Below are 16,796 nucleotides of genomic sequence, written 5' to 3'. Positions count from 1 at the left end.
TGTTTCCCACTATAGCGCGGCAAGCTGAAGCCTTCCTAAAGCGTAGCTGAAAATTATCTTAAAAAGAGGTTCGCTCGCGCAGCCGCCTTAACAAGCGGTTCGCCCCCGTCGCGACTCCCCGATTTTCAAAGTCCTGCAATCGACCGTATCAACTCCGTCCTCCGGTACCGTACTCGCCTCCGACCCAACCATAGGCAGGCAACACTATATCTAGTGTCGGACTGTTGATAAATGTCGCGCGCAACGAAACCGCTCCAATGTTTTCCTCCCCGCATTCGACAATCGTCCACACGCCATCCACACCCCGTCCACAACCGCTTCGCATCCCGTCCACAAGCTGTCCACAAGGGCAAAAAAAATTCCGGAATAACGGAATTTCGGGCAGGAATTCCAGAAGTGCCGCAGTGAAAAGGCTTACCGCCGATTGCTACGAAACGGCGCTTTTTTTGTCGAAAAATTTTTAGAATCTAGCAAAGGCGCGCAGTTGCTGGGCAGAGGGCTTTCCATGCGAGATTCTGAGGGGGAGAACGATTGACAAACACTATATATTGATATAGATTTAGTTTCGGCCGACTACATATGGTTGAAGTCGAGGCAGACTGTGTATAGCATACTTACGAACGCGTTTCGTAGTATCTGTGTATAAGGAGAGAGAATGGCCATGTTGATCGCTTATGATTCCCGTACAGGAAACGTACGAAGATTTGTCGAAAAGGTCAAAGCCCGCGCGGTTCAAATCGATGAAACGATGACGGTGGACGAGCCTTTCGTGCTGATCACCTATACGACCGGATTCGGCCAAGTGCCGGATAAGGTGCAATCTTTCCTGCACCGGAATCATGAGCGCCTCAAGGGCGTTTGCGCAAGCGGGAACCGGAACTGGGGAGAAGGGTTCGCCAAGAGCGCGGACACTATATCTCGTATGTACGGGGTACCGGTCTTGCATAAATTCGAGCTCGCCGGCACGGCGAGAGACGTAGAGCGATTTGAACAGGGGGTGCGGGCAGTTGAAGCATATTGAATTGAACAATTTGCTCATGCAGCGCGACGCGGACGGATTTTTTCAGCTGGAACGCGATCAAGAAGCCGTAGAGGCGTTTATGGAAGAGGTCTACCGGAAGAGCGTGGTGTTCACGAGCACGGCGGACAAAGTTCGATATATGATTGATAACGACTATTACGAGGACCTGTACGAGAAGTATACGGCCGAAGAAGTCGAGGACGTATATCGCATCACGCACGATTACAATTTCCGCTTCCCGTCGTATATGGCCGCATCGAAGTTCTATACGGACTATGCCGTGAAGAGCAACGACCACTCCCTATACCTCGAGCATTACCCGGACCGCGTGGCGATCGTCGCCCTGCATCTGGGACGCGGCAACGGCGCGACGGCGCGCACGCTGGCGGCTTCCATGATGGAGCAGCGGCTGCAGCCGGCGACCCCGACGTTCCTGAACGCGGGCAAGAGCCGCCGCGGCGAGATGGTATCCTGCTTCTTGCTCGAAGCGGACGATTCGCTTAACTCGATCAACTACGTGCTGGCGACGTGCATGCAGCTGTCCAAGATCGGCGGCGGCGTAGCCGTCAACCTGTCCAAGCTGCGCGGGCGCGGCGAATCCATCAAGGGCGTCGAAGGCGCGGCGAAGGGCATCATGCCGGTGCTGAAGCTGATGGAAGACGCGTTCTCCTACGCGGACCAGATGGGCCAGCGTAAAGGCTCCGGCGCGGCGTACTACAACATTTTCGGCTGGGACGTCATGGAGTTCCTCGACAGCAAGAAGATCAACGCGGACGAGAAGTCCCGCATCAAGACGCTGTCGATCGGCCTGATCGTGCCGAACCGCTTCTACAAGCTGGCGGAAGCCAACGAGATGCTGCACGTGTTCGCGCCGTACACGGTGTATAAGGCGTACGGCCGGCATCTGGACGACCTGAACATGGACGAGATGTACGACACGCTGCTCGCGGACGACCGCGTCAAGAAGAAAGCGGTTATGAGCGCGCGCGACATGCTCGTGAAGATTGCGACCATCCAGCTCGAATCGGGCTATCCATATATTATGAACAAGACGAACGCAAACGCGGCGCATGCGCTCTCCGGGATCGGACAGATTAAGATGTCCAACCTGTGCACGGAGATCTTCCAGCTGCAGGAGACGTCGGAGATCGGCGACTACGGCATCGAGGACAAGATTCTGCGGGACATCAGCTGCAACCTGGCTTCGCTCAACATCGCGAACGTCATGGAGCACAAGAAGCTGCGCGAGTCGGTATTCGAAGGCATGATCGCGCTGACGGCCGTCAGCGACATGACGACGATCGCGAACGCGCCGGGCGTGGCGAAAGCGAACCGCGAGCTGCACTCGGTCGGTCTTGGCGCGATGAACCTGCACGGCTACCTCGCCAAGAACAAGATCGCGTACGAGAGCGACGAAGCGAAGGAATTCGCCCGCACGTTCTTCATGATGATGAACTTCTATTCCATCGAGAAAAGCATGGAGATCGCGCGCGACGCGGGCATCACGTTCGAAGGTTTCGAGAAGTCCGACTACGCGAGCGGCACGTACTTCGACCGTTACGTGGCGACGGATTACCGTCCGGCGAGCGAGAAGGTCAAAGGGCTGTTCGACGGCATGGACGTTCCGGGACCGGAGCAATGGGCGGCGCTGCGCGAGCAAGTGAAGACGCACGGCCTGTACCATGCTTACCGGATGGCGATCGCGCCGACGCAGAGCATCTCGTACATTCAGAACGCGACGAGCAGCGTTATGCCGATCGTCGAGCAGATCGAGACGCGCACGTACGCGAACTCGACGACGTACTACCCGATGCCGTTCATGAACAAGGAGAACTTCTTCTTCTACAAGTCGGCCTACCAAATGGACCAGCTGAAGGTGCTGGACCTGATCGCGGAGATCCAACCGCACGTCGATCAAGGCATCTCCACGGTGCTTCACGTCAACAGCGACGTGACGACGCGCCAATTGGCCCGTTACTATATCTACGCGGCAAGCAAAGGGCTCAAATCGCTCTACTATACGCGCACGAACCGCCTTTCGGTGGAAGAGTGCATCAGCTGCGCGGTGTAAACCGCGCAGTTTTACCGATGGGAAGGGGAAACACGCATGAGCATGAGAGCTGTCAATTGGAACCGACCGGACGATGATTTTACGATCACGTTCTGGAATCAGAATATTATGCAATTCTGGACCGACGAGGAAATTCCGCTCTCCGACGACAAAATGTCGTGGTTGACGCTGAACGACGCGGAGCGCGAGCTGTACATGAAGGTGCTGGGCGGCCTGACGCTGCTCGATACCGTACAAGGCGGCGTAGGCATGCCGAAGATTCTCGAGCATGTCGACGGCCTGCAGCGTAAAGCGGTGCTTGGCTTCATGGGCATGATGGAGCAGATCCACGCGAAGTCGTACTCCAGCATCTTCACGACGCTGGCGTCCACGGAAGAGATCGACGGCGTGTTCCGCTGGGTCGAGAACAATGAACATCTGCAGCTCAAGGCGGAGACCATTTCCCAGTACTACAAGGACATCGACTCGCCGAAGAGCCTCTATTTGGCGATGGCGGCATCGGTGCTGCTGGAGAGCTACCTGTTCTACAGCGGCTTCTTCTACCCGCTCTACCTGGCCGGCCAAGGCAAAATGACGAGCAGCGGCGAAATCATCGACCTTATCCTGCGCGACGAGAGCATTCACGGCTTGTACGTCGGCGTCCTGGCGCAGGAAGTGTTCGCGAAGCTGGACGCGGAAGAGCAGCGAGAGGCGCTCGAGACGTTCCACGGCTTGCTGCAGCTGCTGCACGCGAATGAAGAGAAGTACACGGAGTCGCTCTATGACTCCGTCGGCTTGACCGAGGATGTGAAGAAGTTCGTGCGCTACAATGCGAACAAAGCGCTCATGAACCTTGGCCTTGATCCGATCTTCCCGGAAGAGGACGTTAACCCAATCGTGTTCAACGGCATCAGCACGCGCACGAAGCAGCATGACTTCTTCTCGAAGAAGGGCAACGGCTATGTGCGCACGATCCACGTCGAGCCGCTGACGGACGACGATTTCCGGTTCTAACGATAATGATCGCATAAGCGGGACCGGTTTCGGCTGGCCCCGCCTTCAGACGCTTTCTCCGAATCGGAGGAAGCGTCTTTATTTTTTGTAATTGAAACTAGTTCTCAGTTCGCAAATCGGCTATAATGAATTGAGAATGAGAATCAATAATGGTGGGATACGATTCCCGATATCGGAATATTCATGCTGCGTATAGGTTGTTGGCGGACTGCAGAGGATCCCAAGCCTATCGCTGCTAAGCATATAGAAGAGCGAACGATGAGAATGAGATCTGGACCGTAACCGGTCGGGAACCAAGGAGGCGCGCGAGGATGGAGAACACGATCGATTACGGCAAGCTGGAGCAGACGTTCGGCATACGCACGAGCTTGCAGGAGCAGGCGCTCATGACGGTGCCGGCGGCGGATTTGCTCCGTCCGGAAGTCGTCCGCCAAGTGCTGGACACGTACGTGCCGCTGCTCAAGGCGGAAGGCCTCGATACGGTGGGCGCGATTTTCGGCAGCACGTTCGGCAGCTTCGCCCAAGGCTTTCAAGCGGCGTTGTCGCTCTGGAATCGCCGGCTGCCGGCTTCGCTCGATCAGATAACGCTTCAACTCATCTCCATGGGCACCTATTATAAAATCTCGTTCGTCATCGGCACGGATTGCCCGGCAGGCCCGATCGGCGAAGCGGAGCGGGAAGAGTGGGTAACGGATGCGCTGGGCGAATTCTACAACGAGACGATTCTGCCGATCTTCCGCTCGATCGAGACGGTCTCCGGCATCAACATCGGCCACCTGTGGGGCCAAATGCCGACCTACTCGAACTACTACGTGGACTATCTCCTGACTACGCTGGAAGACGAATCGGCGAAGAACCGGCTTACCCAAGACTACGAGCTGCTGAAGCAGCTGGATCCGGCGCTTCTGGACCGCGCGAAGAACCCGTTCACGGCCAAGCCGAGATACATTGAAGATATGCGCGACTGCAACAAACAGATGCGAATGAAGAACGTCTGCTGCATGTATTACAAGACCGGTTCGAAGGAATATTGCTACTCGTGTCCGAAGCTGAAGGAGAGCGATCGCGAGGCGAAGCGCGAGGCTTACCGCCAAGCGAACGCGGTTGCGGCGAAGTAATCGGCACGCGATTACCAATAGGAAGTAACTAATGAAAATGCTTGACTGCATCATCCTAAAGAGGGTATCATAACCGAAGCGAATCACCCCCGGCTGGGACGGTATGGTACGGGATCTTCTTTCAGGACGAGGTGGACTATGGCTTTAATGGCAACTTCATGGCGCGAGCAGTGGACGACGGATGTGAAAGGCAATGTGCTGGCGGGGATGACCGCCACGCTTGCCCTCATCCCGGACTCGCTCGCGTTTTCGTTCATGGCGGGCGTACCGCCGCAGGTCGGTATTTACGCGACGATCTGCATTTTGATTTTGATTACGTTCTTGGGCGGCAGGCCTGGCATGATCTCGGCGGCGGCAGGGTCGATGGCGGTGCTGATGCTGACGCTGGTGGAAGAGCACGGCATTCAGTATTTGTTCGCGGCCACGGTGCTGACGGGCGTCATTCAGTATTTAATGGGCGTCTTCAAGCTGGGGAAGCTAATGAATTTCGTGCCGCAAGGCGTACTGATCGGCTTCGTCAACGCGCTGGCGATCCTGATTTTCATGTCGCAGCTGCGCTATTTCAAGGATGCGTCGTGGACGATGTACGCGCTTGCTGCGGCCGCGCTGGCAATCATTTATATTTTGCCGCGTTATTTCAAGGCGATCCCATCGCCGCTCGTCGCGGTCGTGCTGCTCACGTTCGCGGTGTGGGCGAGCGGGATGGACGGCGTGGCCCGCGTCGGCGACATCGACGCGTCGCTGCCGGCTTTCCTGTTCCCGGATGTGCCATTCACATGGGAGACGCTGATGATAATATTGCCGACGTCGTTCTCGCTTGCGATCGTCGGGTTCACCGAGACGCTGTTGACGCATAACCTGTTGGACGAGATGACGGGGGAACGGACGGACAAGAACCGCGAGATGCGGGGACAAGGCATCGCGAACTTCGTCGCGGGCTTCTTCGGCGGCATGGCCGGCTGCGCGCTCGTGGCGGAATCCGTGCTGAACGTGAAGATGGGCGGGCGGAACCGGTTGTCCACGCTCGTGGCGGCGCTCTTCCTGCTGCTGCTCGTGCTCGTGCTTGGCGACGTGCTGGCGATGGTGCCGATGGCGGCGCTCGTCGGCATTATGCTCATGGTGTGCATCTCGATTTTCGACTGGAAGTCGATCTTCAAGATGAACGAGGTGCCGGCCAGCGAGACGATCGTCATGCTAATTACGGTCGGGGCCGTGGTGGCCACGCATGATCTGGCGATTGGCGTCCTCATCGGCGTGCTCATCAGCTTCATCCTTTTCGCCGTGAACGCATCGCGGATGCAGATTGGCAGCGAATGGGAAGGGAAGAAGCGGACGTATCGCATCCAAGGCCAATTGTTCTTCGCCTCGGCTGCCGAACTGGAGACGCGCATCGAACATGCGTGCGAAGCGGAAGAGGTTCACATCGACCTGACCGGCACGAAGGTATGGGATCATACGGCCGAACTGGCGCTCGCGAAGACCGTGGATCGATTGACGAAGGCGGGCAAGCGGGTAACCGTCAGCCGGACGGATCGCGGCGCCGCGCAGACGGCGCAATAAGAGAACGCGGACCAAGACAAGCACATCATGACTCGGATGACGAGGTGGATGTGCTTTTTTATTTGGGCGACGCATCATTGTCACGAACGGACGTCGCCGTTCGTCGTATTGGGTAAGGGAATAGTTATGCGGATCGGAGCGTGAGGCGGATATGGAGACAGAACAATTATACCGCGAGCATCGGAGCATGCTCATTGGGCTTGCCTATCGGATGCTGGGGAGCGCGGCGGACGCGGAGGATATCGTGCAGGATACGTTCATTGCCTTCGCCCAGGTGTCGGAGGAGAACGTGCGCAGCGCCAAATCGTATTTGTGCAAAATGGTCGCTAACCGCTGCATCGACAAGCTGCGCGGCAGCGCGAGCAAGCGTGAGACCTACATCGGGCCGTGGCTGCCCGAGCCGGTCATCACGGACGATGGCGGAAGCTTGGAGGGCGATCCGTTGAGCCGGTATGTGCACAAAGAGTCGCTGTCCACCGCCTATTTGCTGCTGCTGCAGCAGCTGACGTGGACGGAGCGGGCCGTGTTCCTGCTGCGGGAGGTGCTGGACTTCGAATACGACGAGATCGCGGAAGTCGTGGGGAAAAGCAGCGTGAATTGCCGTCAAATTTTCCGCCGGGCCAAGCGCGGCATCGGCGAGGCGCCGCTCGCCACGCCGTCGCTGCAGGGGAAGACGATGGAGCTGGTGCAGCGGTTCGCGGAAGCGATGCAGAGCGGCAGCGTGCCGAAGCTGCTCGAGGTGCTGGCCGCGGATGCGGTCATGCGCAATGACGGCGGGGGCAAAATTCTCGCCGCGACGAAGCCGATTTTGGGGGCGGACCGGATTATTCGCTTCTTCATGGGCATCCAGGCCAAGTCGGAGGGCGCGTACAGTTTCGCGTTCACCGAAGTGAACGGGCTGAGCGGCATCGTGACGCTCAAGAACGGGCGGCCGCACGGCGTCATGTCGTTCGAGGTGCGCGACGATCAGATCGTCAACTTGTTTTACGTCGTCAATCCGGAGAAATTGACGCTGCTGCAAGCCGATCGCATTCGCCCCATCGCCTAGCGCATGGGGCTTTTTTGCGCCCGGCTAATCATTTGAACGGGCAATGCTGTCAGGTTAAGGAAAAACGTCCGATGAAGCAAACAAGGGCCTATAATTGACAGGCTTAAGTCTTAGGACGAACTTCAAAACCCACTGAAGCTTTGACCGTCAGGACAAAAGCGTGCCTCGCTGAAGCCCAATCGCCGACCGCGAACAAGTGCGTCAGCACGAAAAAGGGAGTCCAGAGGGCAAAGCCCTTTGGAGCCTCCTCGGCGGAGGAGGTGGGAGGAGGGAGCAACAAAAGTGGTGGGGTCAAAGGGGCGGAGCCCTTCTTCACCTGACAGCATTGTTTGAACGGGGCGGCTCATTATCCGTTGGTCGTCCGTTCACAGGTGTTTCGGACGGCGACGCATCCAATGAATCGCTCCTGTCACAAACGAACGTGCGCGAACCGTCTTGTTAGCAAAGCCCGATCAGCAACGCAAGTGGCAAACGGGCGATTACGAAGGGACGGATGAGCGATGACAGGGTATGGCGGGCAGCCGGGAAAAACAATCGTGATTGGCGGCGGGTTGGCGGGATTAATGGCGGCGGGTCGTTTGGCGAAAGCGGGTGAATCGGTCGTGCTGCTAGAGCGGTCGGCCGTGCTGGGCGGCAGGGGACAGTCCGTACGCAGAGGGGAGGCATGGTTGAATCTCGGCGGGCATGCGTTCTACAAAGGCGGCGCCTTCGACCAGGTGCTGACCGGCTTGAACGTCAAGGTGACGGGCGCTGCGCCGCCTTCGAACCGGGCGCGGTTGATGTGGGGCGGCCGGCTCGTTAGCCTGCCGAAGCTGCTTGCCTCGGGCAGCTGCTTGTCTCTCTCCGGGAAGGCGAGTTTGGCCGGGATGCTGCTCAGAATGGGGCGTCCGGCATCCATGCCGGATGCGCAGATGACGCTGCGCGAATATGCCGAGCGGATGGCCGGCGATCCGGCGGCCCGGCATATGCTGTATGCGCTGCTCCGGACGGCGTCGTATACGCTGGACCCGGATCATCAGCTGGCGCGCCCGGTCGTTCGCACGCTGCTGCGCTCGTTCAAAGACGGACTTCTGTACGTGGACGGCGGTTGGCAGCAAATCGTGGATCAGCTTGCAACGGCTGCCGTTCAAGGCGGCGCGGACCTTCGAACCGGCCAGCCGATCGCGGAAGTCGTCCGGGGCGCTGAAGGCGAAGGCGTCAGAGGGGTCAGGCTGCAGGATGGAACGATCGTGGAAGCCGACCGGGTGATCATGGCGGTATCGCCGTCGGAATGCATGCGCCTTGTGCCGGGGGCAGAGCTGACCGTGCTGCGCCGGTGGAAGGAGGAGGCGCGGCCCTCCGCGGTGGCCAGCTTGGATCTATGCCTGCGCAAGCTGCCCGTGCCGGGACGTCCGTTCGTGCTCGGCATCGACCAACCGCTGTTCTTCTCGAATCATTCGGCTTCGGCGCGGCTGAGCGATGACGGTTCGGTCGTCGTGCATGTGACGAAATACCACGGAACGGAGCCATCCGATCCGAAGGCGGACGAACGGATGCTGGAAGGGTTTGTGGACCTTGCCCAACCCGGCTGGCGCAAGGAGCTGATTGCCAGACAGTTTTTGCCCCGTATTACGGTCGTCCCCGACTATATGCATACGCGCCGTACAGAGATTAATGTTGGACCTTGCGTGCCGGAAGTGGACGGATTGTTCGTTGCCGGCGATTGGGCCAGTCATGATGACGAGCTGCTCGCGGACGCCGCGGCGGGGAGCGCGATCCGTGCATCGGACGCGATTATCGCGGGCAGGCGAGCGGCGGGTGCGCTGCAAGCGATCGTATAGCAAGTCGGACATCGGTATGCGGCGATGGCGGGGACATGATTAATCATGGCGGCTCCGCGGGAAGTCGGTTCGGCGAAATAAAAGAAGGTCGTTCTGCCCATGCGGCGGAGAACGGCCTTCTTATTACGCGTATCCAACCATGCCGCAACGCGTTCAGCGTCTCGGGTACAGCGGATAATCGACTTTGGAGGGGACTTCGATCAGCAGCAGGCGAAGCGGCTCTTCCGCACTGGCCGTGAAGGCCACCTCGTGCGTCCGTTCGGCGCGTTGGATGAGAAAATCGCGATGGGCAAAGACGGAGGGCTCTCTGTCTTCGTCGACAATGTCGACCCGACCGCCGCCCCGGATGGCCAAGGTCGTGAGCGTCCGGTCTTTCGGCACGATATGGCGAATTGTACGACCCGGCTGAACCTCGATGTCCCACATGCGCGCGTCGGCCACCAATTCAATCGGCGAAGCCTCGCCGAGCACCGTTTTTCTCGTGTATCCGTCGCCTTCCTCCAGCGGAAACCGATCGGGCTCGACTTGGGTATACGTAGGCTGGCGAAGAAGCGCAAGACGCATGTGGGGCTCGAACCAGATCTGGAACGCCTCCATCTCGGGACCGAGGAAACGCTCCTCGTGGCTGACGCCGGAGCCGGTCTGCATCACTTGGACGCCGCCCGCGCCGACCGTGCTTTGCGTGCCGAGCGTATCGCCGTGCTGCGCTTGGCCTTTCGTCACGTACGTCATAATTTCAAAGCCTTGGTGGGGGTGGAGCGGAATCGCGCCTTCGCCGGATGCGGTCGCCCACGCCCAGTAGAAGAGCGGGCCGATTCCTTTATTTACAGAGCCTTCGCCCGGGAAGCCAATCGGCTTTTGTTCCAAAATTTTGCCGTTATCGAACGCGCCCTTCCCCTGCAGCGCCGGTCCATAGATCATCGTTTGCATATCGTACGCCTCCTCATTCAGATCGATTATGACCAGGATACCTTACAAGACCGAATAGCTGCCAGCGCCGATCAAGGCCAGGCCGAGCAGAGCGGCAATCAGCACGAGGTTGTATTCCATCCCGTTCTGTGTCGCCCACAGTCCGTTCTTGCCATGGACGGTCGCGATGGCGCCGATCATCGTGGCGATGAGGATGGCCGATCCGAGCGGAAGCCATAAGCCCGATGCGACGAGCAGGCCGCCGACGAGTTCCGCCAGACCAACCGCGACAGCCATGAGCACGCCCGGTTTGACGCCGATCGAATCGAGCCAGCCGCCGGTGCCTTTAATGCCGTAACCGCCGAACCAGCCGAATAGCTTTTGAGCGCCATGCCCGACGAAGAGAATGCCGATTACCAGACGAATAAGAAGAAGACCAAGATCCATGTTCATCGTGAAAACCTCCATATTTTTAAGTTAAGTTTCTTTAAATCAAGATATTAGTTGGAATAAAAGCTGCCGCTTGTGGCGCTATGGCAGCTGTTGTTCTTGCGCTGCGCGACCCAGCTTCTTCAGCAAGGCGGCGGCTTGGAGCCGTTCTTCGTGCGTCAATCCGCTTACCGCCCGTTCAAGGACGCGTTCGTGTTTCGGAAAAACCTCGTCTAAGAAAGCGCGGCCTTGCGCGGTAATCTCCGCGTAGATGACGCGACGGTCGGAAGGACTGGATTTGCGCCGGACGTATTCCTTTTTCTCGAGCTTGTCGACGACGTAAGTAATATTCCCGCTGGACATGAGCACCTTCTCGCCGATCTGCTGCAAGGGCATTTCGCCTTTATGATAAAGTACGTCGAGCACGCCGAATTCGGTCGTATTCAAGCCGTAGCTACGGATATCCGCGGCCGCATGAGCGCTTACCGACTGGAACGACCGAGAGAGAACGATGAATAAGTGAAGCGCGCTGTCCAGTTCCGCATCCCGTTGTTCGTTCATGATGGTCACCTGCCTCGTGAATCTTTACATCGAATATCTTGATTTAAAGATAAAGTATTTCGGCAGCAATGTCAATCGTTTATTTCAAAAAAAGTTCATCTCGATCTAGGTCAGTATGACCGAATCCGACTTGAGCCATGTATTCGGGCTTGCGTATGCTTGTCTACAACGGCGAATAGGAGCCAGCCTCTCGGCCAGCTCCGCGTTCCTTCTAATAAATATGATGCACGATATCTTCGAAGTTCGGCTCCTCCATATGGATGTCCTCGATTTCGCCGAGCGTCTCGAGTAAACGCAGCGCTTCCATCGCGCTCATCTTAGCCCGGTTGCATGTGGCGATGACGGTACGGCCGTCGATTTCTTTAATGCTCAGGGCATCAAAGACGCCGGAATCGACGATTACCTCGCCTCGGTATGTAACGGACATCAACGTTGGCAGCCCGATCCGGCGGCGCAGCTCGGGAATCGTGCCGTCGAAGCTAAGCGCGCCTTCATTAATCACGATCACGCGGGTGCACAACTGCTCGATATCATCCATGTCGTGGGTGGTGAGCAGAATCGTTTTGCCGAGCTCGCGGTTGATTTGCCGCAGAAACTCCCGAATGTTTTTCTTGGCGGTCACGTCCAGCCCGATCGTCGGTTCATCGAAGAACAGAATGTCCGGGTCGTGCAGCAGCGCGGCGGCGATGTCGGCCCGCATGCGCTGGCCGAGCGAGAGCTTGCGGACCGGCGTCGCCATAAACGGATCCAGCTCAAGAAGCTCGGCCAGCATCCCGATGCGCTCCCGTTTGCGCTGCGGCTCTAAGCCGTACATTGCCGCGAGTATGTCGAACGAGTCCGCCGTCGGCAAATCCCACCAGAGCTGCGTGCGCTGTCCGAAGAGCACGCCCAACTTGCGGGCGACGGCGCGTCTGTGGCGATGCGGACTTAGCCCGTCGATCTGGACGGTGCCGGATGTCGGATGCAGAATGCCGGCCAGCATTTTGATCGTCGTGGACTTGCCGGCGCCGTTAGGACCGATATAGCCGACGAATTCGCCTTCCGGAATCGTGAAAGAGATGTCCGAAACGGCATATTTGACCCGGTAGTCCCGCGACAGCAGCGTTCGAATGCCGCTAAATCGACCTTCTTTGGGTACGGTCTGTCGGAATTGCTTCGTTAAGTTCGATACGGTTATCATGCGGTGGCCTCCTTGATCTTTCATTCGCTCGGTATGGAATCCGGCTAGCTGCCGGTGCTCTGGTAACGGGATAGTCCGACGCGCCATAAGGCCATGCCTGCCGCTAGCGCGAGCAGAGCGATTAAGGCGGATGCCGCCACGAGCCACCAGCCGCCTTGACCTCGGAGAATATAGAGCGCCGGCATATAGTTGGCGAAGGCGATCGGAATGATGCCAAGCAGCAGACCTTGCATCCATTTGGGGTAAATCGTCAGCGGGTATTGCGCGGCCGTTCGAGCGGCGTCTTCCGTAATGTTCTGGAGCACTTCGATGCGCGTAATCCAAAATCCGACCGAAGCGGTCGCAAGGCCGATGCCGAACATCAACGCCGCGCCTGATACGATGGCGATGAACGTAAGCGGCAGGGCGGCGAACCCGATTTGTCCGCTGGCGATCAGCCCGTGCAGCGACCAGATGAGGATGGCTAATCCTTGCACAAGCTCGCCGATGCGGATGGAGACATTGAGCGTCATTAACCCGAGCAGCACGGGGATGGGTCGGAGCAGCAAGCCGTCGAGATCGCCGCTGACCAAATATTTCTCGAGATGATGCACATCGGAGGCAAAGGTGCGGTATATCGTTCTGCCCAGATGCAGCACCGCGTACAAATACCCCGATTCCGTAAGACTCCACCCTTGAATGTGGCCGAATTTGTGGAGGATGACGGCCAGCATGGCGAATTCGACGGCGCTGATGAAGGCGGACATCGCCGAGGAGAACCAGAAATTGAATTTATACTGCATTCGGCTGCGTATGCTGGAAGCGACTAGTAGACGATATATGCGCAAAGTTTTCATCCGCCTTGCACCTCGACATTCCGCCTCATCAATCCGGTCACGGCCAGGCATAGCAACGTAAGTCCCGCGGCCCAAGCATACGCGGCGAAGAGCGCGTCCGCCCGTTCGAGTCCGAGGTAGATTTTTGCGGGTATATAATGAAGGAACGGATAGAAGGAGGCGCCGCTCGCCGACTGCAGCCAGCCGGGCAGCCAGTCGACCGGGATCAGGAAACCGGATAACAGCTGGCTGAACGCAATGTTCACCCAATACAGCCAATGCGATTCCGTTGTCCACAGCGCCGCGGCGCCGATCAGGTAATTGACGCAGATCGAGATGTACGCGCCCGCGAGGAGCGCGGCAGCCGTCCATGCGACTGTCGCCCAAGAACCGGGCACGTGAAGCGGGAACACGATGAAGTAGAGGAGATAGATAGGGACGAATTTGTACGTGAACTGGTAGGCGATTTGCCCCCATTCCTTGCTCATGGACTGGTAGAATAAATGAGCGGGGCGCGTCAAATCCGTGGCGATCTGCCCGGTCCGGACGGATTGGCCGATCCCCAAGCCGTGCGTCAGGAATGTGGTGACCCAGAGACTGCATTGATTGAACGCGACGTAGCTGATCATCCCGTTAACGCCGTATTCGCCAAGCGAGTTGTCGTCGGCTATGCCCACCCAGATATAGATGTAGATGAAGCCGAATAAGCAGCTGGCGATATTGTGAATCATGTGGGAGCTTCGGTACTGCAGGTTGCGCAAATACGATTTGCGCGCCAATACGAGGAACAGCATGGTCCACCTCTTTCATCGGGTGCTGCGGGGAGCGGCGGTAACGGCGCCGGTGCCCTGCGCGGATGCGGTGGTGAAATGCGTAAATTCAGCGGAACGTTATCATAACCTAATGCGGCGATGGGTTCAACCCTTATTTTTACAATCGTCATGCGTGTACGTTCCTATATTTAATAGAAGAGATTTTTCTGGGGGATTGCCGCGCGGATATAAGCGGAGGGGAGAACGGTCGCATGCGGGGGGCAAGTAGCGCGAATAAGGCCGCTTCGTTCGAAGCGGCCTTGAAGGTGAACAGGCGATCTCCTAATGGCTCAATGCTGTGGGTTCGGGCGGATCGTGCCGTCAGCTCCACCCGCGTGCTGAAGCTTCTGGACGTTAATCGGCGTGGGCACTTCATTGCCGGCTTCGAACTGATGCTTCACTAGCTGATTGAACGAATCGTGCCACGGCGCAAGCGGCCGGCCAGCCCACGCTTCCTGCGCGTACTGGACGAGATGGTTGACGAACTCCTGGTTGGCCGAGATGTGTACCTCTTGCACGGTCGGCGCGATGCGCCGGATCTGAACGGCGATCGTTTGCTTCAGCTCGCTCGATATTTGATTGTGGTCGTTGACCGTGAAGTACGAGTTATATGGCCCCGCTATGCGCTGGTTATTCCAATAAGGACTTCCGTTATCTACATTATAGACGCCTTCGTTGGAGCCGGTATTGTCTTGTTCCCTCGATCCCGCGCCGCCCGTCTTCTTGGTGCCTGTCGCGGTCCAATCGAGCGTCATGCCGACATAAGCGTTCTTATCGGTCAAGAAGACGAGCGCCCCGGCAACTCCGTTAATATTGGAGACGTTGGCGGAGAGGATGGAGCTGTATTCGATCCAGTTGTTGTCGTGCTGGTACGGATTGGCGGTAGCTGTGCCGTACATTCGGCTGCCGAGCATTTTCGGATCGCTCTTCTGCTTCGTCCCGTAATCGTAGGTGCTGTTTTGCACATATCGCTTGTACCCGCAGCCGCTCAAGCCCGGACCGAACGCGAGGGCAAGGACGATCAGAGGCACGAGCGCCCTCCGCAAATATCCCCTGGTCATGATCAGTTACTCCTTCCGTATCGGATTGGTCTTATCATGAGCCAGTCCGATCGAAATATGCGCCAAGGCCCGATACATAAAGAACCATGGTTTTGGAGCACAATGAAGGATAGAGATGGCGGATTTTTGAGGTGCAAAGCCTTTGAAAAGAGTCAAATTTCAAATATGACAGCTTTGAGAACAATGTGTGAACTCACATTGACAAAAAGCACCTCCAACTTTATATTAATTAAAGTGATTAGATTGCGGAAGTTGTCTACACAGCTAGGTATTTCACGCAGTAGGTCGTTTTTTTTTGCCATCACGGCCGAAGCGAAAACGTCAAAAGTGGGGTTGATTGATGATGAATCGGTGGCACGTTCTAAAACGGCTCATGCCGCTTCTTGCCGGAATGGTGTTGCTGCTGTCAGCATGCGGACGAGCTGACCTGTCGACGCTAAGACCGCAGGGACCGGTAGCCGAAGAACAATTCGGACTAATGAAACTGTCCATCACGATCATGATTTTGGTTGTCATTGTCGTGTTTGCAATCGCGCTCTACGTAATTATTCGATTCCGCCGTCGCCCAGGCGACAAAACGGTTCCGGTCCAGGTGGAGGGCAACCATAAGTTAGAGGTCATTTGGACGGTCATTCCGATTATCCTGCTGATCATCCTCGGTGTGCCTACGATCAAGACCGTTTTCGGCCTTGCAGAAGATTACACCAAAGATCCTAACGCGGTACAAGTCAAAGTGACGGCTCACCAATACTGGTGGGAGTTCGAGTATCCTACATATGAAATCAAGACGGCCCAAGAATTGCTCATTCCGGATGACGCGGTCATCTCGATCGAAGCGAAGACGGCTGACGTGCTTCACTCGTTCTGGATTCCGTCGCTGGCGGGCAAGATAGATACGAACCCGGGCGGCAACGTGAACATCATGTACTTCGAAGCACCGAAACAAGGCGTATATCTTGGTAAGTGCGCCGAGCTTTGCGGACCTTCCCACTCCTTGATGGACTTCAAAGTCAAGGTCGTGGATCGCGCATCGTTCGAACGGTGGGTAGTCGCTCAGAAATCCCCGGTAGCGCTTCCGGCCGACCAAGAAATCGCAGATGTGCTCACGAATCAGTGCTTGTCCTGCCATGCGGTAGGCGCGAACGGCGGTCTCATGTATCCGAACCTGACGGGTATCGGCAGCCGCGAATCGGTAGCAGGCATTTTGATCAACACGGACCAACCTGAGTATGCCAACGAAGGCTCGGTTGAAGAGAACCTGAAGAAGTGGATCAAAGATCCGGAAGCAATTAAACCGGGAACGTTGATGCCGAAGGTCGATCTGTCCGAGCAGCAATTGGATGCGATTTCGAAATACTTGGCCGATCTGAAGCTTGACTATTAATACTGGCGGATTAA

The 16,796-nt window shown here is 57.2% G+C and carries 15 protein-coding genes; 8 read left to right on the top strand and 7 right to left on the bottom strand.

What is annotated here, in order from left to right:
• Positions 1-661: 661 nt before the first annotated feature.
• From nrdI to BCM02_RS26190, 7 genes are all read left to right on the top strand, one after another.
• A complete protein-coding gene (gene nrdI, locus BCM02_RS26220; RefSeq protein ID WP_148932108.1) occupies positions 662-1,021 on the top strand; it encodes a class Ib ribonucleoside-diphosphate reductase assembly flavoprotein NrdI in 360 nt (119 codons plus the stop codon).
• Positions 1,008-3,092 carry a class 1b ribonucleoside-diphosphate reductase subunit alpha gene (gene nrdE / locus BCM02_RS26215; RefSeq protein ID WP_148932107.1) on the top strand — a complete coding sequence of 695 codons (2,085 nt, stop codon included), beginning with the start codon at positions 1,008-1,010 and terminating at the stop codon, positions 3,090-3,092. The genes nrdI and nrdE overlap by 14 nt, the downstream gene beginning before the upstream one ends.
• Positions 3,093-3,134: 42 nt before the next feature.
• Positions 3,135-4,085 carry a class 1b ribonucleoside-diphosphate reductase subunit beta gene (nrdF, locus tag BCM02_RS26210; protein ID WP_148932367.1) on the top strand — a complete coding sequence of 317 codons (951 nt, stop codon included), beginning with the start codon at positions 3,135-3,137 and terminating at the stop codon, positions 4,083-4,085.
• 311 nt (positions 4,086-4,396) lie between these two features.
• Positions 4,397-5,203: a (2Fe-2S)-binding protein gene (locus BCM02_RS26205; RefSeq protein WP_148932106.1), complete on the top strand. Its 807-nt coding sequence runs from the start codon at positions 4,397-4,399 to the stop codon at positions 5,201-5,203.
• A gap of 147 nt (positions 5,204-5,350) precedes the next feature.
• On the top strand, positions 5,351-6,763 hold the full coding sequence (locus tag BCM02_RS26200; protein ID WP_148932105.1) for a SulP family inorganic anion transporter: 1,413 nt from the start codon (positions 5,351-5,353) through the stop codon (positions 6,761-6,763).
• 151 nt (positions 6,764-6,914) lie between these two features.
• Complete coding sequence (locus BCM02_RS26195) at positions 6,915-7,811, top strand: RNA polymerase sigma-70 factor (RefSeq protein WP_148932104.1); 897 nt, start codon at positions 6,915-6,917, stop codon at positions 7,809-7,811.
• Positions 7,812-8,311: 500 nt separating this feature from the next.
• On the top strand, positions 8,312-9,631 hold the full coding sequence (locus tag BCM02_RS26190; protein ID WP_148932103.1) for a phytoene desaturase family protein: 1,320 nt from the start codon (positions 8,312-8,314) through the stop codon (positions 9,629-9,631).
• 153 nt (positions 9,632-9,784) lie between these two features.
• Here the strand turns inward: BCM02_RS26190 and BCM02_RS26185 are convergent, their stop codons facing one another.
• The 7 genes from BCM02_RS26185 to BCM02_RS26155 all read right to left on the bottom strand — a co-directional run bounded on the left by BCM02_RS26185 (position 9,785) and on the right by BCM02_RS26155 (position 15,398).
• Positions 9,785-10,561: a pirin family protein gene (locus tag BCM02_RS26185; RefSeq protein ID WP_148932102.1), complete on the bottom strand. Its 777-nt coding sequence runs from the start codon at positions 10,559-10,561 to the stop codon at positions 9,785-9,787.
• Between the two features lie 42 nt (positions 10,562-10,603).
• On the bottom strand, positions 10,604-10,987 hold the full coding sequence (locus BCM02_RS26180; protein ID WP_148932366.1) for a DoxX family protein: 384 nt from the start codon (positions 10,985-10,987) through the stop codon (positions 10,604-10,606).
• Between the two features lie 84 nt (positions 10,988-11,071).
• Complete coding sequence (locus BCM02_RS26175; RefSeq protein ID WP_148932101.1) at positions 11,072-11,530, bottom strand: MarR family winged helix-turn-helix transcriptional regulator; 459 nt, start codon at positions 11,528-11,530, stop codon at positions 11,072-11,074.
• A gap of 211 nt (positions 11,531-11,741) precedes the next feature.
• Positions 11,742-12,710, bottom strand: a complete 969-nt coding sequence (locus BCM02_RS26170; protein ID WP_148932100.1) for an ABC transporter ATP-binding protein — start codon at positions 12,708-12,710, stop codon at positions 11,742-11,744.
• Positions 12,711-12,754: 44 nt separating this feature from the next.
• On the bottom strand, positions 12,755-13,546 hold the full coding sequence (locus tag BCM02_RS26165; RefSeq protein WP_148932099.1) for an ABC transporter permease: 792 nt from the start codon (positions 13,544-13,546) through the stop codon (positions 12,755-12,757).
• Positions 13,543-14,319, bottom strand: coding sequence for an ABC transporter permease (locus BCM02_RS26160; protein WP_148932098.1), 777 nt, complete (start codon positions 14,317-14,319; stop codon positions 13,543-13,545). The genes BCM02_RS26165 and BCM02_RS26160 overlap by 4 nt, the downstream gene beginning before the upstream one ends.
• Positions 14,320-14,627: 308 nt before the next feature.
• On the bottom strand, positions 14,628-15,398 hold the full coding sequence (locus BCM02_RS26155) for a hypothetical protein (RefSeq protein ID WP_187434413.1): 771 nt from the start codon (positions 15,396-15,398) through the stop codon (positions 14,628-14,630).
• Between the two features lie 340 nt (positions 15,399-15,738).
• On the opposite strand from BCM02_RS26155, the gene coxB reads away from it, so the two are divergent.
• Complete coding sequence (gene coxB, locus BCM02_RS26150) at positions 15,739-16,782, top strand: cytochrome c oxidase subunit II (protein WP_148932097.1); 1,044 nt, start codon at positions 15,739-15,741, stop codon at positions 16,780-16,782.
• The last annotated feature ends 14 nt before the right edge of the window (positions 16,783-16,796 follow it).

This window comes from Paenibacillus methanolicus, from assembly GCF_008124765.1.
GTDB classification, from domain to species: Bacteria; Bacillota; Bacilli; order Paenibacillales; family Paenibacillaceae; genus Paenibacillus_Z; species Paenibacillus_Z methanolicus.
This window is presented reverse-complemented; position numbering and strand designations above follow the sequence as displayed.